General features: G+C 72.7%; 16 protein-coding genes. 9 read left to right on the forward strand and 7 right to left on the reverse strand.

Translation table 11 applies throughout. The features are described 5' to 3' along the window. Positions 1-37 precede the first annotated feature (37 nt). The gene (locus ACSIH6_RS09870; RefSeq protein WP_435108000.1) at positions 38-721 is read left to right on the forward strand and encodes a TetR/AcrR family transcriptional regulator C-terminal domain-containing protein; all 684 of its coding nucleotides are present in this window, start codon (positions 38-40) and stop codon (positions 719-721) included. 279 nt (positions 722-1000) lie between these two features. On the opposite strand, the gene ACSIH6_RS09875 is transcribed toward ACSIH6_RS09870, so the two are convergent. Then, positions 1001-1552, reverse strand: a complete 552-nt coding sequence (locus ACSIH6_RS09875; RefSeq protein WP_435107930.1) for a lytic polysaccharide monooxygenase auxiliary activity family 9 protein — start codon at positions 1550-1552, stop codon at positions 1001-1003. Positions 1553-2323: 771 nt separating this feature from the next. Here ACSIH6_RS09875 and betT point away from each other — a divergent pair. Next, positions 2324-4468: a choline BCCT transporter BetT gene (gene betT / locus ACSIH6_RS09880; RefSeq protein ID WP_435107931.1), complete on the forward strand. Its 2145-nt coding sequence runs from the start codon at positions 2324-2326 to the stop codon at positions 4466-4468. A 275-nt stretch (positions 4469-4743) separates the two neighbouring features. Beyond that, positions 4744-6957: an SMI1/KNR4 family protein gene (locus ACSIH6_RS09885; protein ID WP_435107932.1), complete on the forward strand. Its 2214-nt coding sequence runs from the start codon at positions 4744-4746 to the stop codon at positions 6955-6957. A 59-nt stretch (positions 6958-7016) separates the two neighbouring features. On the opposite strand, the gene ACSIH6_RS09890 is transcribed toward ACSIH6_RS09885, so the two are convergent. From ACSIH6_RS09890 to ACSIH6_RS09900, 3 genes are read right to left on the reverse strand one after another with little or no spacing between them, the layout of a single operon-like run. Next, positions 7017-8036 carry an ABC transporter substrate-binding protein gene (locus ACSIH6_RS09890; protein ID WP_435107933.1) on the reverse strand — a complete coding sequence of 340 codons (1020 nt, stop codon included), beginning with the start codon at positions 8034-8036 and terminating at the stop codon, positions 7017-7019. Continuing rightward, on the reverse strand, positions 8033-8821 hold the full coding sequence (locus tag ACSIH6_RS09895; RefSeq protein WP_435108001.1) for an ABC transporter ATP-binding protein: 789 nt from the start codon (positions 8819-8821) through the stop codon (positions 8033-8035). Before ACSIH6_RS09895 ends, ACSIH6_RS09890 begins: the two co-directional genes overlap by 4 nt. After that, entirely contained in the window at positions 8821-9966 is a 1146-nt protein-coding gene (locus tag ACSIH6_RS09900) for a FecCD family ABC transporter permease (RefSeq protein ID WP_435107934.1), read from the reverse strand. Before ACSIH6_RS09900 ends, ACSIH6_RS09895 begins: the two co-directional genes overlap by 1 nt. Positions 9967-10504: 538 nt before the next feature. Here ACSIH6_RS09900 and ACSIH6_RS09905 point away from each other — a divergent pair. The 6 genes from ACSIH6_RS09905 (at position 10505) to ACSIH6_RS09930 (ending at position 15375) form a co-directional block, all read left to right on the forward strand. Then, on the forward strand, positions 10505-11167 hold the full coding sequence (locus tag ACSIH6_RS09905; RefSeq protein WP_435107935.1) for an HNH endonuclease family protein: 663 nt from the start codon (positions 10505-10507) through the stop codon (positions 11165-11167). 301 nt (positions 11168-11468) lie between these two features. Then, positions 11469-12737: a beta-ketoacyl-[acyl-carrier-protein] synthase family protein gene (locus ACSIH6_RS09910; RefSeq protein ID WP_435107936.1), complete on the forward strand. Its 1269-nt coding sequence runs from the start codon at positions 11469-11471 to the stop codon at positions 12735-12737. After that, positions 12734-13945 carry a beta-ketoacyl synthase N-terminal-like domain-containing protein gene (locus ACSIH6_RS09915; RefSeq protein ID WP_435107937.1) on the forward strand — a complete coding sequence of 404 codons (1212 nt, stop codon included), beginning with the start codon at positions 12734-12736 and terminating at the stop codon, positions 13943-13945. Before ACSIH6_RS09910 ends, ACSIH6_RS09915 begins: the two co-directional genes overlap by 4 nt. Before the next feature lie 58 nt (positions 13946-14003). After that, positions 14004-14264 carry an acyl carrier protein gene (locus ACSIH6_RS09920; protein ID WP_435107938.1) on the forward strand — a complete coding sequence of 87 codons (261 nt, stop codon included), beginning with the start codon at positions 14004-14006 and terminating at the stop codon, positions 14262-14264. A 4-nt stretch (positions 14265-14268) separates the two neighbouring features. After that, positions 14269-14742, forward strand: coding sequence for an SRPBCC family protein (locus tag ACSIH6_RS09925; protein ID WP_435107939.1), 474 nt, complete (start codon positions 14269-14271; stop codon positions 14740-14742). A gap of 228 nt (positions 14743-14970) precedes the next feature. Further along, complete coding sequence (locus tag ACSIH6_RS09930; RefSeq protein ID WP_017563665.1) at positions 14971-15375, forward strand: four-helix bundle copper-binding protein; 405 nt, start codon at positions 14971-14973, stop codon at positions 15373-15375. Between the two features lie 109 nt (positions 15376-15484). Here the strand turns inward: ACSIH6_RS09930 and ACSIH6_RS09935 are convergent, their stop codons facing one another. The 3 genes from ACSIH6_RS09935 to ACSIH6_RS09945 form a co-directional block, all read right to left on the reverse strand. Continuing rightward, positions 15485-16351 (reverse strand): LLM class F420-dependent oxidoreductase, encoded by an 867-nt coding sequence (locus ACSIH6_RS09935; protein WP_435107940.1) that lies wholly within the window; start codon positions 16349-16351, stop codon positions 15485-15487. Between the two features lie 241 nt (positions 16352-16592). Then, entirely contained in the window at positions 16593-17162 is a 570-nt protein-coding gene (locus ACSIH6_RS09940; RefSeq protein ID WP_435107941.1) for a TetR/AcrR family transcriptional regulator, read from the reverse strand. Between the two features lie 81 nt (positions 17163-17243). Further along, positions 17244-17570, reverse strand: coding sequence for a DMT family transporter (locus tag ACSIH6_RS09945; protein WP_435107942.1), 327 nt, complete (start codon positions 17568-17570; stop codon positions 17244-17246). Positions 17571-17657: the final 87 nt, after the last annotated feature.

The following is a 17657-nucleotide window of genomic DNA, read 5'->3' on the forward strand; positions in this document are numbered from 1 at the left end:
ACTGTTTGATGAAAACCTACAACGTATGATTCCTAGTATGCTGTCGGGCATGGCCACTTCAGGATCCGACCAGCAGTTCGACAGCGTCTTCCACCGCCCTCAGCGCCGACGCCGGTCCCAGCCCGCCCTCAGCCTCGAACGCATCGTCGCCGCGACGATCGGCCTGCTCGACCGCGAGGGGACGTCCGCGCTGACCATGCGCAAGGTCGCCGCCGAACTCGGGGTGCACGCCACCAGCCTGTACTGGTACGTGGAACGCCGGGAGGACCTCGTGGACCTGGCCGTGGACGGGATCCTGGCCGAGGCCGCCTCGGCTCTGCCGCCTCCGGGCACCCCCTGGGACGAGGCGCTCAAGGAGACCGCCCTCCGGTTCTACGCGGCCCTGACCGCGCACACCTGGGCGGCCGAGTTCGCGGGCTCCCGGCCGCTGATCGGCCCGAACGCCGTCGCCCTGTCGAGGCGGATCATCGAGGCGCTGGGGGAGCACGGCGGGGACAGGGAGGCGCAGGCGGTCGCGATCCGGGCGGTGTCGAACCAGATCCTCGGCGCGGCCACGTCCGCCGTCGCGATGAGCGTGATGAAGTCCGACCGCGAGCAGGGGCACGAGGAGGCCGTCGCCGTCACGGTGTCGGAAGTGGACGCCCTGGCCGTGGAGAACACCTACTTCGACCAGGCGCTGGACCTGGTCCTCGCCGGTATCAGGGCGCGGCGCGACGCGTAGCGGACCGGCCAGAAACATTGCCGGTGTGACGTGAGGGGTTCTGACCTGCGTCTTAGCGAGGCTGGACGGTCGAGACGCACTCTAAGTACGAGATCACGGCGGAGGGGGCGACTCCGGTTCACGGCACCGGACACGCTCGTCGGTGCGGCGGGATCCCGGGGACGGCCCCGGAGCGGGGCCACCGGTACGGGCGCGGCCCGCCCGGGCCCGGCGGTTCCACGGCGTTCGCGACGCCGCCGCCGGTCCGGGCGGGCGCACGGGCTCTCGGGCGTCCGGCTCCTAGGCGCGGATGTTGATGTCCACGCAGGCGTAGAAGGCGTTGGCCGTGTCGGCGACGTTCCACCGGGCCAGCAGCGTGTGCCGTCCGCTGTACCCCGACAGGTCCACGGTGTGGCTGAACGACCACGGCGGACGGGCGCCGTGGTCGTCGAACACGGCCACCCGCTGGTTTCCGATGAAGTACTCCCAGGTGGAGGTGGAGTGCGCGGCCGTGATGGTCCACTCGAACGTCTGGACGCGGCCGACGTCGGTCACCCGCCAGCCCCGGCTGTCGTCGTTCAGCTCGGAGAAGCGGCCGACGCCGCCGTCGCAGCGCATGAGCCCCTTGGGGCCCTCGACGCTCTGCGGCTCCCACTGGATGCCGCCGCACTGGACGATGCCCGCGGCGCACTGGGCCTGGCGGCTCATCGGGTTGGAGATGTAGCCGTGGGCGTTGGCCGTGCCCGCGGGCATGAGGCCGAGGAACAGGGTGGTGGCTGCGGCCAGCGCCGCCGCGGTGCGGAGCCGGTGCCTGTTACGGGGTCGGGGGGTGTCGGACTTGCGGATCGACATGTGCGGGTCCTTCGGTCATGGATCGCGCCCCGGCGCGGTGGAGGCCGGGACGGTAGCGGGAATCCGTCGGGGGAGTCCCGGACCGGTACCGGCCCGGGGCGAAGGCGAGCGCTCGGAACTGCGGAGGATCCGGAGGGGTCGCGGGCACGGAGCCGGTGAGGGCGCGGTGCCCGGAGTCCCTCTGGAAGGAGGGTTTCCCGTTCGGGGAGGCCGGTAAGCGGGCCGTGACGAGGAGTCGGATCCGCTGGCCGGGACGAGGCGCGGGGCCGACCGGACCGCCCACAGGACCGGTGGGGGTCATCCGCCGGGCGGTACGGGAGGGGCCGCGGAACGCGAGGGGACGGGAACTGGGAGGATCCGACCCCCTGTCGCGTGTGGTCCGCACCGGCCGCGGGTGGACCAATCCCGGTGCGGCCGGGAGACGGTATTAGACCTCACCTGGAAGCCACTGTTTCCTTCCCTTTCCCTCCCCCCGGCGCCGAGTCCTCCCACAGATCCCGGCACCGCGTTCGACCTGGTGCCGGGGCCCGCCATCCGCCGTCCGCCTGCCGTCCGACCGCCACCGGAGCCTTCCGTCAGCCGTCCACCCGCCGCCGCGCCCGCGAACGCCGCCGCGCCACGCCGCCGTTCGTGGGGTACCGGACCGTGGACGGGCGTTCCGTGAAGATGGCGCCGTGGACTGTCCGAATCCGGTGACCCGGTGAACCGCCCCCCGTCGGCGTCGTCCCCGGGGAGCCGTTTCCGGCACCGCACGAACGAGAGGTGAGATCGGTGGCCACCGACGGAGGGCAGCACCGCGCGGACAGCGAGCCGCGGCCGGGAACGGAACCGGAGACCCCCGAGGAGGCGGAGCGCGGGCGGAGCCGGCTCAAACCGATCGTGTTCTTCGGATCGTCCGCGCTGATCGTCGCGCTCTCGGTCTGGGCGATCGTCGCGCCCACGGGCGCAGGGAACACCATCGGCGCCGTCGTGGGGTGGATCTCCGAGGTGTTCGGCTGGTACTACTTCCTCGCCACCACCCTGTACCTGGGGTTCGTGGTGTTCGTCGCGCTCTCCCGCTACGGCAGGGTCAAACTCGGACCCCAGCACTCCAAGCCGGACTACGGGGTGTTCGCGTGGGCGGCCATGCTGTTCGCGGCGGGCATCGGCATCGACCTGCTGTTCTTCTCCGTCTCCGGGCCGGTCAGCCACTACCTGGCGCCGCCCGAGGGCGACGCGCAGACCGTCGAGGCGGCCCGGCAGGCCGTGGTGTGGACGCTCTTCCACTACGGCGTGACCGGGTGGGCGATGTACGCGCTGATGGGCATGGCCCTGGGCTACTTCTCGTTCCGCTACCACCTCCCCCTGGCCATCCGCTCGGCCCTGTACCCGCTGATCGGCAGGCGCGTCCACGGCCCGGTCGGCGACGCGGTCGACCTGGCGGCCGTCATCGGCACGATCTTCGGCGTCTCGGTGTCGCTCGGCATCGGCGTCGTGCAGCTCAACTACGGGCTGAACTTCCTCTTCGGCATCCCCGAGGGGATGGCGGCGCAGATCGGCCTGATCGTCGTCGCCGTGTTCGTGGCCACGATGTCGGCCGTGGCGGGCGTCGACCGGGGCATCCGACGGCTGTCCGAGATCAACGTCGTGCTCGCCGTCGTCCTGATGCTGTACGTGCTGGTCTTCGAGGACCCCGTCTACCTGCTCAACGCCCTCGTCCTCAACATCGGCGACTACCTCAGCCGCTTCCCCTCCATGACGCTGAACACCTTCGCCTACGACCCGCCGACCGACTGGCTCAACGCCTGGACGCTGTTCTTCTGGGCCTGGTGGATCGCCTGGGCGCCGTTCGTCGGGATGTTCCTCGCCCGGATCTCGCGCGGCCGCACCATCCGGCAGTTCGTGGCGGCGACCCTGGTGGTGCCGCTCCTGTTCACGCTGACCTTCCTGTCCTTCTTCGGCAACAGCGCGCTGAGCGTCGTGCGCGAGGGCGGCGCCGCGTTCGGCGAGGCCACCATGAACCAGCCCGAACAGGGCTTCTACGGGCTGCTCGCGCAGTACCCGGGCGTCCTGTTCAGCGCCGGGCTCGCGACCGTCGTCGGCCTGCTCTTCTACGTCACCTCCGCCGACTCCGGCGCGCTGGTGATGGGCAACCTCAGCTCCCACCTGCCGACGCCGCTCACCGACTCCGCCCCGTGGCTGCGCGTCTTCTGGTCGGCGGCGACCGGCCTGCTCACCCTCGCCATGCTCCTGGTCGGCGGGGTGGACACGCTGACCAGCGCGACCATCATCATGGGTCTGCCGTTCTCGTTCGTGATGTTCGTGATCATGTGGGGCCTGTTCAAGGCGCTGCGGGTCGAGAAGTTCCGGGCGGACGCCTTCCGGACCACCCTGTCCTCGTCGCTGTCGGACCGGACCACGGCCGACCGCAGGGGCCCGGAACGCAACTGGCGGCAGCGGATCACGCGGGCGGTGAGCTTCCCCGGCAGGCGGGCGGCCGACAGGTTCGTCCGCGAGGTGTGCCGCCCCGCGTTCCGGGACGTCGCCGAGGAGCTGCGCGAACAGGGCGCGGAGGCGACGGTGACCGAGGGGATCGACGAGGAGGCCCGGATCCCGTACCTGGAGCTGCGGGCGCCGATGGGCGAGGAGGAGGAGTTCAGCTACCGGGTGTGGCCGATGGTGGTGCCCACCCCCGCGTTCGCCATGCGCTCGCTCGCCGAGCACGACACCTACGTGCGCTTCGAGGTCTACCTCACCGAGGGCAGCCAGGGCTACGACGTGATGGGCTACACCAAGGAGCAGCTCATCGGCAACATCCTCGACGAGTACGAGCGGCACCTGGAGTTCCTGCGGCTGCACCGGGAGGCGACCTCGCGCTCCGCCATGCCCGACCACGGGCCGGGCACCGCCGACGTCCAGGACACCGAGGAGCGCTGAGAGCGTCCGCCAGCAGGTACCGAATCTGGTCTGGCCGGAAGCGTTGCTGGTGTGAATCATGGGTTCTGACCTGCGGTGATCTTGTACTTGTAGCGAGTCTGGGCGTCGAAACTCGCTGTAGGTACAAGATCACGGCGGATGGGGCGGGCCACACGGCTGGAGGCGGTGCCGGGAGGCGTCCGGAAATGTCGGGCCGCGCGCGTAGCCTCTTCGCGGACCCGCGGGCGGCTCCCCCCCGGCCGCCCTCCCCGAACCCCCTCACCGTAGGAGCTTCCATGCAAGAGCACCCGACCGTCCTCGTCTTCCGCACCGAGCGGCAGCGGGCCGAGGCGGGGGAGTGGCTGACCGACCACCGGCTGGTGGTCGGGTTCGAACCCGGCGGGGCCGTGCCGCTGGCCCAGCTCGGCTGGCGCGACCTCGACGGGGCGGAGGCGGTGGTCGGGTTCGACCCCGGCATGACCACGTTCACCGGCACGCGGAGCACCGCGGACGGCACGTCCCACGCCTGGCGGGGGCGGTTGGTGGAGCGGCTCACCGACCGCCCCGTCCACAGGTTCGGGGTCGAGGGCGTGGAGGACGGGGAGGAACTGCGGCTGCTCATCGAGGACGGCGGCTCCCCGGCCGCGCGGATCACCTGGGCCGACCGTGAGGGCGGCGGCGGCGCGGTCGCCCTGCGCACCATCGCCCTGGAGGAGGCCGGGAGCGGGGACGAGGTCACCGGCGGGGTGCGCGAGGTGCGGGCGGGCAACGAGTACACGAAGGTGGGCCAGGTCGCCGTCAACCTCCTCGACGACACCTCCTCCAAGTGGCTGAGCTGGCGCGTCGCCGACTGGTTGGAGTTCACCATGGCCGAGCCCGTCAGCGTCCGGCACTACGTCCTGGTCTCCGCCGAGGACTTCGCCGACCGCGATCCCCGGGACTGGACGCTCAAGGGGTCGGCGGACGGGCGGACCTGGGTCACGCTGGACACCCGCTCCGACGAGTTCTTCCCCGGCCGCCACCACGCCCGGGACTTCCACGTCACCGATCCGGCGGCGGACACCCCCTACCGGCACCTGCGGCTGGAGATCACCCGCAACTGCGGCGGCTCCGAGATCCAGCTCAACCGGGTGCGCTTCTTCTCCGAGGACCGCACCTACGAGGCGTTCGACGGACACCGCTACACGGCGGGCGGCGCGCCCGCCCCGTACGGGGGGATCGTGCGGGACCTGCTGGCCCGGGTCCCGGCCACCGCCGAGCAGTGGCGGGCCTACCTGGCCGAGTACAGCGCGGACATGCTGCGGGTCCTGACCGAGGACGAACTCCCCGGGACCACCGCGGAGCAGCGCGCCGCCTCCTGGCTGGGCCACGACGGCGCCTCCGAGGAGCAGGTCGCGGAGCTGGAGGAGCGGCTCGGCAGACGGCTTCCGCCCGGCTACCGCGCCTTCCTCCAGGCGTCCGACGGCTGGGGACCCGCGAGCACGTTCGTGTACGGCCTGCGCTCCACCGCGACCGTCGGCTGGGCGGCCGACCTGGAGGACGAGTGCGGTGTGGACGAGTTCCTCGTGACGCGGGAGGGCGGGCTCGTCGGACCACTGCTGCTGGTCTCGGTCGAGGGGGACGCCCAGGACTGGGTGCTGGACGCGGGCGACGTCTCCCCCGACGGCGAGTGGGCCGCCTACGCCTGGGCGAGCTGGTACCCCGGCCTGGGTGAGCGCCACCGCTCCTTCGCCGACCTCGTGGCCGCCGAACGCGCCTCGTTCGAGGACCTGCTCGGATCGGAGGGGCGTCCGGTGCGCCCGGAGGGCGTGCGCGAACTCCTGGCGCAGGGGCGCCGGGCCGCCCTGGACGGCCGGGTGGAGGAGGCGCTGAACGCCCTCCGGCGGGCCAAGGAGAAGGGGTCGGGCGCCGCCGCCTACCTGGAGGTGGTCCTCGCGGCCTTCCTCGACGTCCGGGGGGCGCACCACAGGCTGCGCGGCCTGCTGCACCGCCCCCACGTGGTCGCCGAGGTCGGCACCGGGCAGATCGAGGCCGAGGCGGTGCCGCTCTACCTGCACAGCGCCGGTCTGGCCACGCCCAGCGGAGCGGCCTACGCGGACCGGGCCCTGGCCGGGGCCGTGCCCGGTCTCACCGTGCCCTCGTCCGACGCCGAGCGGCGGGAGTGGCTGGCCGCCCACCGGTTGCCGGAGCCGCCCGCCTTCGAGCGCGCCCTCGGCACGGCCCGCGGGCTGGCCGCCCGCGGCGCCACCGACGAGGCCTGGGCCGCCATCGAGGGGGCCCTGCCCGAGTGGTACCCCCTGGAGCCGAACCGGATCGCCCCGGTGGTGCTGCTCACCGATCCCGCGCTCCGCCAGGTGGTCACCCCCGCCCGTGCCCGTGAGGCGGCGTTCACCCCGCGGCGGGGCCGCCCGTCCGCTCCCGGGGAGGCGACGCGTCGGACCGGGAGCGCGGACGACTCCGCGGGGCCCGGGGCCTCCGGTCGGGCTTCGGCCCGCCGCGACCCCCGTTGACCGACCCGTGCCCGCCCGCGCCGTCCCGGGTCAGGGGGGCCGGCGCGGGCGGACGTGGATCAGCCCCGCTCCAGGTCCCGGAGGTAGTCGGCGAACTTCTCCAGGCCGTCGATGTTGCGCGGACCGGAGATGCCCTCGTTGTAGTCCATGACGAAGAAGTTCTCCTCGACCACCGCCGGAACCTCGGACATCGCGGGGAAGGAGCTCAGGAAGTCGATCTTCTCCTCGGCGGGCTGGTCGCCGTAGTCGAGGATGATGACGACCTCCGGCTCGGCCTCCACCACCGCCTCCCAGCCGACCTGGGTCCAGCGCTCGTCGAGGCCGGCGAAGATGTTCTCCCCGCCCGCGTGGCTGATGATGTCGTTGGGCGGGACCTGGCTGCCCGCGGTGAAGGGCTGGTCGGTGCCCGAGTCGTAGAGGAACACGGGGACCGGGTCGCCCTCGGGGACCTGTTCCTCCACGGCGGTCACCCGCGCCCGGTAGTCGGTGACGAGTTCCTCGGCGCGCTCCGGCACCCCGAAGATCCGCCCCAGCCGCTCCAGGTCGGTGTACAGGCCCTCGAACGGGGTGGCCTCCTCGGGGTGCCCCGGGTAGTTGAAGCAGGACTCGGTGTGCATGAAGCTCTGGATCCCGAGCCCGTCCAGGATCTCGGGGGTGATCCCCCGCTCCTCGCTGAACCCGGAGTTCCACCCGGCGACGACGAGGTCGGCCCCGGCGTCCACGACGAGCTCCCGGTTGAGCAGGTCGTCGCTCAGGAACTCCACCTGTGCGTACTCCTCGGCCCAGGGGGACTCCTCCACCGGCGGGTTGGCGGGGGGCATGACGTACCCGTGCACGTGGTCGGCGAGGCCGAGGGCGAACAGCTTGTCGGCGCTCCCGGCCTCGTAGGCCACGGTGCGCTGCGGGGTGGTGTACTCCACCTCCTCGCCGCAGCGCCGCACGGTGACCGTGCCCGCGGCCGAGGCCTCCTGCCCTTCCTCGACCTGGGCTCCGCACCCGGTGACCAGGACGGCCACGGCGGTCAGGGGGAGCAGGGAACGGTGGGACGCGCGGGTCCCGAGGGATGTCCGGTGTTTCACTGGAGGCCTTTCTCGACGGCGGGGAGGAGCCGGTACAGCAGTTGGGGGTCCCCGGTCAGGGGATGGGGGACGACGGAGGCCTCGATGCCGAAGACCTCCAGGAGCAGGGCGGGGGTGAGGACCTCCGCGGGACCGCCCGCGGCCACCAGGCGACCCTCGGAGAGCACGCCGATCCGGTCGCAGGCCGCCGCGGCCAGGTTGAGGTCGTGCAGGACCACCAGGACGGTGAGCCCCGAGTCCCGGAGCAGGGACAACAGCGCGATCTGGTGGCGGATGTCCAGGTGGTTGGTGGGCTCGTCCAGGACCAGCACCCGGGGCTCCTGGACCAGGGCCCGGGCCACCAGCACCCGCTGGCGCTCGCCCCCGGACAGCTCCATGACGCCCCTGTGGGCCAGGTGGGCCACCTCCAGGCGCTCCATGGCCCGGCGGCACAGGTCGCGCTCGCGCGCGTCGAGCGGCTGGTTGCCGCGCAGGTGCGGGGCGCGCCCCAGGGCGACGACCTCCTCCACCGTGAAGTCGAGGTCGCTGCCGTTCTCCTGGGTCAGGGCGGCCACGCGCTGGGCGCTCTGGCGCAGGTTCAGGGAGGACAGGTCCTCGTCCCCGACCCACACGGTTCCGCCGCTGGGGCGCAGCGCCCGGTAGACGCAGCGCAGGGCCGTGGACTTGCCCGAGCCGTTGGGACCCACCAGCCCCACGACCTGCCCCGCGGGCACGTCCAGGGAGAGGCTGTCCACGATCCTGGCGCCGCCGAGTTCGACGGACAGCCCGTCCACGCGCAGGTCCATCATCGTCCTCCGAACAGGTAGCCGCGGCGGCGCATGAGGGTGAGGAACACCGGTACGCCGATCAGGGCGGTGATGACGCCGAGGGGGAGTTCGCGCGGGGCCACCACCACGCGGGAGAAGAGGTCCACCCAGACCATGAGGACCGCTCCCAGCAGGGGGGCGACGGTGAGCACGCGCCGGTGGTCGGCGCCCACCACGATCCGCACGATGTGCGGGATGACCAGCCCGACGAAGCCGATAGCGCCGCTGACGGCGACCATGGCCCCGGTCATGACCGCGGTCACCGCGAACAGGATCCTGCGCTGCCCGGCCGCGTCCACGCCCAGGCTCGCCGAGGTCTCGTCGCCCAGGGTCAGCACGTCGAGCGAGCGCGCGAGGCCGCGCAGCACGAGGATTCCCAGGACCACCACGACGGCGACCACGGGCAGGGAGCTCCAGGTGGCCGCGCCGAAGCTCCCCATGGTCCAGAAGAGCACGGTCGCGGTGGCCTCGCTGCTCGGCGCCAGGTAGACGATCACGCTCATCACGGCCTGGAAGCCGAAGGAGAGCGCCACACCGGTGAGCACCAGGCGCAGGGGGGTGACCCCCGTGGGGGAGCGGGCGACCAGGTGGACGAGCAGCGTCGCGCCCAGCGCGCCCAGGAAGGCCCCGGCGGAGACCGCGTGGATACCGAGCGCGGACAGCGCGCCCAGCACGCTGACCAGCACCGCGCCGACGGAGGCGCCGGAGGAGACCCCGAGGATGTAGGGGTCGGCGAGGGCGTTGCGGACCATGGCCTGGACGGCCACGCCCACGACCCCCAGACCGGCGCCGACGACGGCGGCGAGCAGGACCCGGGGGGTGCGGATCTGCCAGATGATCTGGTAGCGGACCACCTCGTCGGCCTGGATCACGCCTCCGCTCAGGGCCGCCCACAGGTAGCGCACCGTCTCGCCCGGGGGGACGATCGCCGACCCCAGTCCGATGGCCGCCACCGCGGAGACCACGAGGAGGACGCCGAGGACGATCGCGGCCGTGGCCGTGCCCGCCCGTGTGGCCAGCCATCTGACCCCGGCCGGGCCGGTCCGCTCGGATACCGCGTCCTCGGGTGCCGCTTCGTCGGGTGCCGGGCGCGACCTGCCAGGCGGGAGGGACACGTGCCGCACCTGGTTTCTCCTCCCGCTGGGTCAGCAAAAACGATAATGGTTTTCATATTAGGGCAAAGTCGTTCCCGTCGGAACGGCCGGGGCGGATGTGTGTACGCGGCGACCCTTTCCGGTGGGGAACGGGGTTTCCGTGCGGGTGGGGGCTGGCCGTCGGGATGTGCGCACGCGGTCACCGCCCCCCGTGGGTACGTGGGGCTCTGGCGCGGACGGGGCCGCCCCGCCGCCGGTGCTCCGGGAGGGGTGTGCGCGATGGTTCCCTCCTGGGGTGGCGGCCCTTTTCCGGCGGGCTGGAGCGTCCCGCCGCCGGGTTCCGGTCGGCGTGGGCGGCGAGAGCCCGCGCTTCGGGTTCGGTCGATAGCGCCTGGCCGGAAGGCTGTGGACGGCAGGGCCGATTCCGGTGCGCCGATGTGCCGGACTCTCCTGCATCGTCCTGATGCGCCCCGTGTCCCGCGGAGGGGCGGGCCGCCCGCGGGTTACCTGTGTGCACTCTTCGGAAATGGTCAGTGACAACCCGTAGTCGAATCCGAAGGAGGCTCGCGTGCGCGTCACCGTGGGCACCACCACCGCCGCCGTCCTGCTCGCCGCCGCGCTGACACCCGTCACCGCACTGGCACCCGCCGCCGCGCACGCGGCCGAGGCGGTCCCGCTCGCCGTCGCCGTCGCCGGTCTGCCCGTCACCGACGAGAGCAGACAGGGATACGACCGCTCCCTGTTCCCGCACTGGGTCGACGCCGACCGCAACGGCTGCAACACCCGTGCCGAGGTCCTGATGGAGGAGGCCGTCCTCATGCCCGAGGTCGGTGAGCGGTGCCGCCTGAGCGGCGGGGAGTGGGAGTCCTACTACGACGGGCGCACCCACACCGAGGCCCGCGGCCTGGACATCGACCACATGGTGCCGCTGGCCGAGGCGTGGGACTCGGGCGCCTCGGAGTGGACCACCGCCCGGCGCCGCGACTACGCCAACGACCTGGGTGAACCGGTCGCGCTGGTGGCGGTCACCGCGGCGCAGAACCGCTCCAAGGCCGACCAGGACCCCGCGGACTGGCTGCCCGCCTCGCCGGAGGCGCACTGCCGCTACGTCACCGAGTGGACCACGGTGAAGGTCCGCTGGAGCCTGACGGTGGACCCGGCCGAGCACGAGGCGCTCGCCGGGCTCGCCGCGGACTGCCCTGACGCCGTGGTCGAGGCCGAGGCGGCCTGACCCGCCCACGGTGGGGATGACCTGTGCGGGAGCCGGACGAGCGCACCCCGGCCTGGACGCGTCCGGGGCGGTGGAAGCTGGCTGGCCAGGTGGCGTGTGGGTGCGCGTCCATCACGGGGGAGATCGACCCATCGTGATACACACGCTACCGAACGTGAATGAGGAAGCCGCGTTCTCTCATCCCTCAGACCATGTGGAGGAAACACCGCATGACCCAGCCCTGTCACAACCCCGCGGTGGGCGCGCAAGCGGCCCCCGCCCTGGACCTGAGCCGGGCCCGCGACCTCCCCGGGGAGGCGTCTTGAGACGCGAGGCCGTCGTCACCGGTATCGGCGTGGTGGCCCCCGGAGCGATCGGCGCGGCCGCGTTCTGGGACATGCTCACCGCGGGGCGCACAGCCACCCGCCACGTCACCCTGTTCGACGCGACCGCCTTCCGCTCCCGGATCGCCGCCGAGGTCGACTTCGACCCCGCCGCGCACGGGCTGGACGAGCGCCAGGCCGAACGCATGGACAGGTACGTGCAGTTCGCCGCCGTCGCCACCGCCGAGGCGCTGGCCGACAGCGCCCCGCCCCTGGCCGAGGTCCCGCCCTGGCGCGTGGGCGTGAGCATGGGGACGGCGGTCGGCGGCACCACGCGTCTGGAGAGGGACTACGTCGAGATGAGCCGGGGCGGAGCCGACTGGGTCGTCGACCCCGAGGCCGCCTCGCCCCACCTGTACCGGGCGGTGACACCCAGCGCCCTGTCCGGTGAGATCGCCGAGCTGGTCGGGGCACGCGGGCCGGTGCGCACGGTCTCCACCGGCTGCACGTCCGGCCTGGACGCGGTCGGCTACGCCGCGCAGGCCATCGAGGACGACCTCGCCGACGTGGTCGTCGCGGGAGCGGCCGAGTCGCCGATCTCCCCCATCGCCATGGCCTGCTTCGACGCCATCAGGGCGACCTCGGACAGCAACGACGACCCCGCGCGGGCCTCCCGGCCCTTCGACCGCGAGCGCAACGGCTTCGTCATGGGTGAGGGCGCGGCCGTCCTCATCCTGGAGGAGGCCTCGATCGCCCGGCGCCGGGGCGCGCGGATCCGCTGCCGGGTGGCGGGCTTCGCCAACCACGGCAACGCCTTCCACATGACCGGCCTGCGCCGCGAGGGGCAGGAGATGGCGCGGGCCATCACCGCCGCCCTGGACCAGGCGCGGCGTCCGGCCACCGACGTGGACTACGTCAACGCCCACGGGTCGGGCACCGTGCAGAACGACCGCCACGAGACCGACGCCGTCAAGCGCTCCCTGGGCGAGCACGCGCGGGGGGTGACCATGTCCTCCATCAAGTCGATGGTGGGGCACTCCCTGGGCGCGATCGGCTCCATCGAACTGGCCGCCTGCGTGCTGGCCATGGACACCGGCGTCGTGCCGCCGACCGCCAACCTGAGCACGCCCGACCCCGAGTGCGACCTGGACTACGTGCCGGTGACCGCGCGGGAGCGGCGGACCGACGTGGTGCTCTCCGTGGGCAGCGGCTTCGGCGGGTTCCAGTCGGCGGTCGTCCTGGACCGGGGGAACGAGGTGCGCGTATGAGCACGGTGATCACCGGACTCGGCACGGTCTCTCCCGCGGGGGTGGGCGTCCCGGGGTACTGGGACGCGATCAGGCGGGGGAGGTCGCTCCTCGCGCCGATCCCCGACTTCGACACCGACGGCTTCCACGTGCGCGTGGGCGGGAAGATCCCCGGCTTCGACCCGCACGACCACCTCGACGGCCGCTACGTCGTCCAGACCGACGCCTTCAGCTGGTTCGCGATGGTCGCGGCCGGTGAGGCCCTGCGGGACTCGGGGCTGGACCCCGGCGCCGACCCCTACGCGGTCGGCGTGCTGATCTGTAGCTGCACGGGCGGCGTCGAGTTCGGCCAGCGCGAGATCGAGGCCCTGTGGAGCAGGGGCCCCGACCACGTCGGCCCCTACCAGTCCATCGCCTGGTTCTACGCGGCGAGCACCGGACAGATCTCCATCAGCAACGGACTCAAGGGCATGTGCGGGGTCCTGGTCACCGACGAACCGGGCATGCTCGACGCCCTGGGCCAGAGCGAACAGGCCCTGCGGCGCGGGACCTCCGCGATGCTGGTCGGCGGCAGCGAGGCCCCGATCGGCTCCCCGTTCGCCCTGGCCTGCCACGCGGGGGCCGACGTCCTCAGCCGCGGCGACGACCCCGGCACGGCCTACCTCCCCTTCACCGAGGGGGCGGGCGGTTACGTCCCGGCCGAGGGCGCGGCCGTCGCCGTGGTGGAGGACGAGGCCGCCGCGCGGACGCGCGGCGCCAGGATCCGGGCCGTGGTCGCGGGGCACGCGAGCACCTTCGGCGGGGTCGGCGCGTTCGACCCGGGCGGCGCCGGACTCCTGCACGCGGCACGGGAGGCGATGCGCCGGGCCGGTGTCGCCCCCGAGGACGTGGACGTGGTCTTCGCCGACGCGGTGGGCACGCCCAAGGCCGACGCCGACGAGGCGGCGGTGCTGCGCGAGCTGTTCCCGGGCGGGGTGGCCGTCACCGCGCCCAAGACCGGTTTCGGACGCGCCTACGCCGGGGCGGGTGCGCTGGACGTGGCCGCGGCGGTCCTGAGCCTGGAACACCAGGTCGTTCCGCCCACACCCAACGTCCCCGACGCGCCCAGCGGCCTCGACCTGGTCGTCCGGGTGCCGCGCGCCGCACGCCTGCGCACCGCGCTGGTCCTGTCGCGCGGCCTGGGCGGTGGCAACTCCGCCGTCGTCCTGACACGCCCCGACCACGCCTGACACGCGCCCGGCACACGAACCGACACGTGACCCGACACACGAGATTCCGAGGAGAGCCATGTCCGACAGACACATCGAGATGGAGGAGCTGGTGGAACTCATGTCCACCTGCGCCGGTGTCCGAACCGACGCCGCCACCGCCTCCACGAGCACCTTCGACGAACTGGGGATCGACTCCCTGGGCGTCATGGGCATCGTCGCCGAGATCGAGCGCCGTGTCGGCCGCAGGCTCGGGGCGGACGCCGAGGCGGCGCCCTCCCCGGTCGCGCTGGCCACCCTCGTCAACGGGGGCGTTCCGGCCCCCGCGAAAGGAATGTGATCCCGTGCCCGGAAGCATCGAGCACAGCGTCGTCATCGACGCGCCCTACGACTTCGTCTGGGAGCTGACCAACGACGTCGCCTCCTGGCCGGAGATCTTCACCTGGCACTCCTCGGTGGAGATCCTCCACCAGGAGGGCGACACCACGCGCTTCCGCGTCACCAAGAACCCCGACAAGCAGGGGCGCGTGTGGAGCTGGGTGTCCGAGCGCACCGTGGACCGCGAGGCGGGTGAGGCGTGGTCCCACCGCGTCCAGACCGAGGGCTTCGAGTACGTGCGGATCCACTGGTCCTACGAGGAGGTCCCGGAGGGAGTGCGTCTGACCTGGCGGTACCAGTTCGCCATGAGGCCCGACGCGCCCTTCGACGACGAGCAGATGGCCGCCAAGTACCACCAGAACATCCCGGTCGAGATGGAGCACATCAAGAAGAACGTCGAGGCGGCGGCGCGGGCCCGGGTGGAGGAGGTCACCACCTGAGCGGTGCCCGCTGACCGGTGCCCGCCGGGACCGCGCCCGACCCCGTGTGCCATGTACGGGGGCGGGCGCGGTCCTGCTTACCCGCCAGGGGGAGGGGGTGATTCGGGACCACCCGGCGCCCGCACCGGCCGCCCCCGTGTTTGCCCAGATCCCCGCCGGTTAGAGGAAGTGCGGACCAGGGCCGGGGGCGCCCGCCTCCGGCGCCGTATGACGCCGAGGGGGAACGCCATGAGCGTGGCGAGCCAGATGCTGGAGACCTATCCCAAGGACCTGGGCGGGGTGGACCGCGAGAGGCTGCGGGCCTGTATCGAGGCGTGCTTCGAGTGCGCCCAGGCCTGTACCGCCTGCGCGGACGCCTGTCTGAGCGAGGACGGTGTGGCCGACCTCGTCAAGTGCGTCCGCACCGACCTCGACTGCGCCGACCAGTGCGAGACCACCGGTCGGGTGCTCTCGCGCCACACCGGTTACGACGCCAACCTGACCCGCGCGGTCCTGGAGGCCTGCGCGCAGACCTGCAAGACCTGCGCCGACGAGTGCGAGCAGCACGCCTCCATGCACGAGCACTGCCGGGTGTGCGCGGAGGCGTGCCGACGCTGTGAGCAGGCGTGCCGTGAGCTGATCGACACGCTCTGATCCCTGCCCGGAAGGCGGTTCTGGCCCGTCCGCCCGGCGGGTCGGGCCGCTCGGGTGGCTTCGCGGTGCTCGGGACGGGGGAACGGAGCGGTGGTGGTACCGCCCCGGCTCAGGCGCCCGCGACCTCCGGCAGGGCGGAGCCGAACAGCTCGACCGCGCGGCGGGGGTCGGAGAAGCCCTGGCCGTACACGTAGGCGACCGAGAACCCGGTCTCGGCCAGCTCCAGCAGCTGCCCGACCAGTGCGTCCCGCGTGGTGGCGGGGGTGACGGAGAAGGTCGTGGTCTTCTCGATCCGGTCGTAGTCGCGCCCCAGGTCCTCGCAGTGCCGCCTGAGTACGTCGAGCTTGTGCGCCGCCTCCGGGCCGCCGAAGATGTTGCACGCGTCCGCGTACTGGGCGACCAGCCGCAGGGTCTTGCGCTCGCCGCCGCCGCCGACCATCAGGTACGGATGCGGGGCGGAGGTGTTCTGCGGCGAGTTGAGGGTGCGCTCCAGCGTGTGGTGCCTGCCCCGGTAGGGGCCCTCGTCCCCGCCCCACATCTGGAGGCAGATCTGGATCGTCTCCTCCAGGCGCTCGAACCGCTCCGCCGTGGACGGGAACGGGATGCCCAGGCCGTGCGCCTCGTCGGCGTACCAGGCGGCCCCCACGCCGAGTCCGGCGCGTCCGCCGGACAGCGTGTCCAGGGTGCTGATCTGCTTGGCCAGCACACCCGGCTCGCGGTACACGGCCCCCGTGACCAGGGTGTGCAGGAGGACCCGCTCGGTGTGCGCGGCCAGGAACCCCAGGGTGGTGTACGCCTCCAGCATGGCGTTCTCCTGTGGGCCGATGTCCCCGCCCATCTGCCAGAAGTGGTCCATCACCGTGAGCCGCGAGATGCCCGCGGCCTCGGCGGCGCGGGCGGTGTCGGCGAGCGTGGGGCCGATGGCGGGCGTGCCGCCGTCCCAGGTGAAGTCGGCGACGTGCATACCGAGTTCCATGTGTCCTCCTCGACGCGTGCCCGGAGGGTCCGGACGGGGCCCAGTCTGCTGCCTGTGCCCCGTGCCTGCCAGGGTGTGACACGGTCCGGGAGCTGGGTGCGCGGGGGTGGGACTCGGTCGACGCCGGGTGCGCGTGGTGTTCGAGGCGTGCTGTTCGAGGTGCGGGCGGTCGGCGTCGGGTGCGCCTGGTGTCCGAGGTGAGCGTCGGAGCTGGATACACGTGGTGTTCGGGCCCGCGCGGTCAGCTCCGGGTGCGCAGGGTGTGGCGCAGGACGGCCTCGATCTCGCCCACGGTGGGGGTGTCCCCTCCCAGTAGCACGCGTGCGCACAACCCGTCCGACACCGAGGGGAAGGCCTCCACCGCGACCGGGTCGTCGGTGTGGCGCCGTGCGATCTCGGTGAGGGTCTCCCGCCAGCGCAGGGCCATGGGGCGCAGTGCGGGGCGGCGCGCGGCGAGCAGCGTCAGCTCGCGCTCGGCCAGGGCCCGGCGCCGGTCGGGCCCGGCGGCCTCGGCGATGAGCTGGGCCAGGGTCGCGAGGTCGTCGCCGTCGGCGTCCATGACCCGGCGCAGCTGGGCGATGTAGGAGTCCGAGGCCACGGTCAGAGCCGCCACGAGCAGGTCGTCCAGGGTGGCGAAGTAGTAGGCCACCGAACTCGCGGGGACCCCGGCCTCCCCGGCGACCGTCCGGTGGGTGGCCCCGGAGACCCCGTCGCGCTCGATGACGCGCAGGGCCGCGGCGATGATCGCCTCCCGCTTGCGTTCGCCCCGGGCGCGGCGTCCGTCGACCTGCGCACCGGTCGTTCGCGTCATCTCCGCCTCCAGGGCCGCGTGCTGTTCGGCTCGCTGGAGTCTAGCAGCGCACGCTCCGGGTGAGCGGTCGGGCGACAGCCCTCAGGCCGCTCCGAGCTGCAACAACACCACCCCGAGGGTCGCGAGTCCGATGCCCGCGGTCTGGGTGCGCGTGAGTCTGTCACCGAGGAGGAGGGCGCCGACCAGCGCGACGGAGACGACGCCCGCGGCGGCCCAGACGGCGTAGGCGGCCCCGAGGTCGAGCCCTTCGAGGAGCGCCAGCGAGAACAGGTAGTAGGCGCCAAGGACCGAGGTGACCGTGAGCACTGTGGGCAGGGGACGGGTGAACCCGTCGGAGTAGCGCGTGGCGAGGGCTCCGACCACCTCGAGCGCCACGGTCCCGGCGAGGAGGGCGTAGGCGAGCAGCATGCTTCCTCCCAGATGTGTTCCGTCGGACCAGAGCCTCACACAAAACGAACGATAGTTCAACTACTTTCGTTGTTCATGAACCTTGTT

Source organism: Nocardiopsis synnemataformans (assembly GCF_965343085.1).
In the GTDB taxonomy this organism is placed as follows: Bacteria; Actinomycetota; Actinomycetes; order Streptosporangiales; family Streptosporangiaceae; genus Nocardiopsis; species Nocardiopsis alborubida.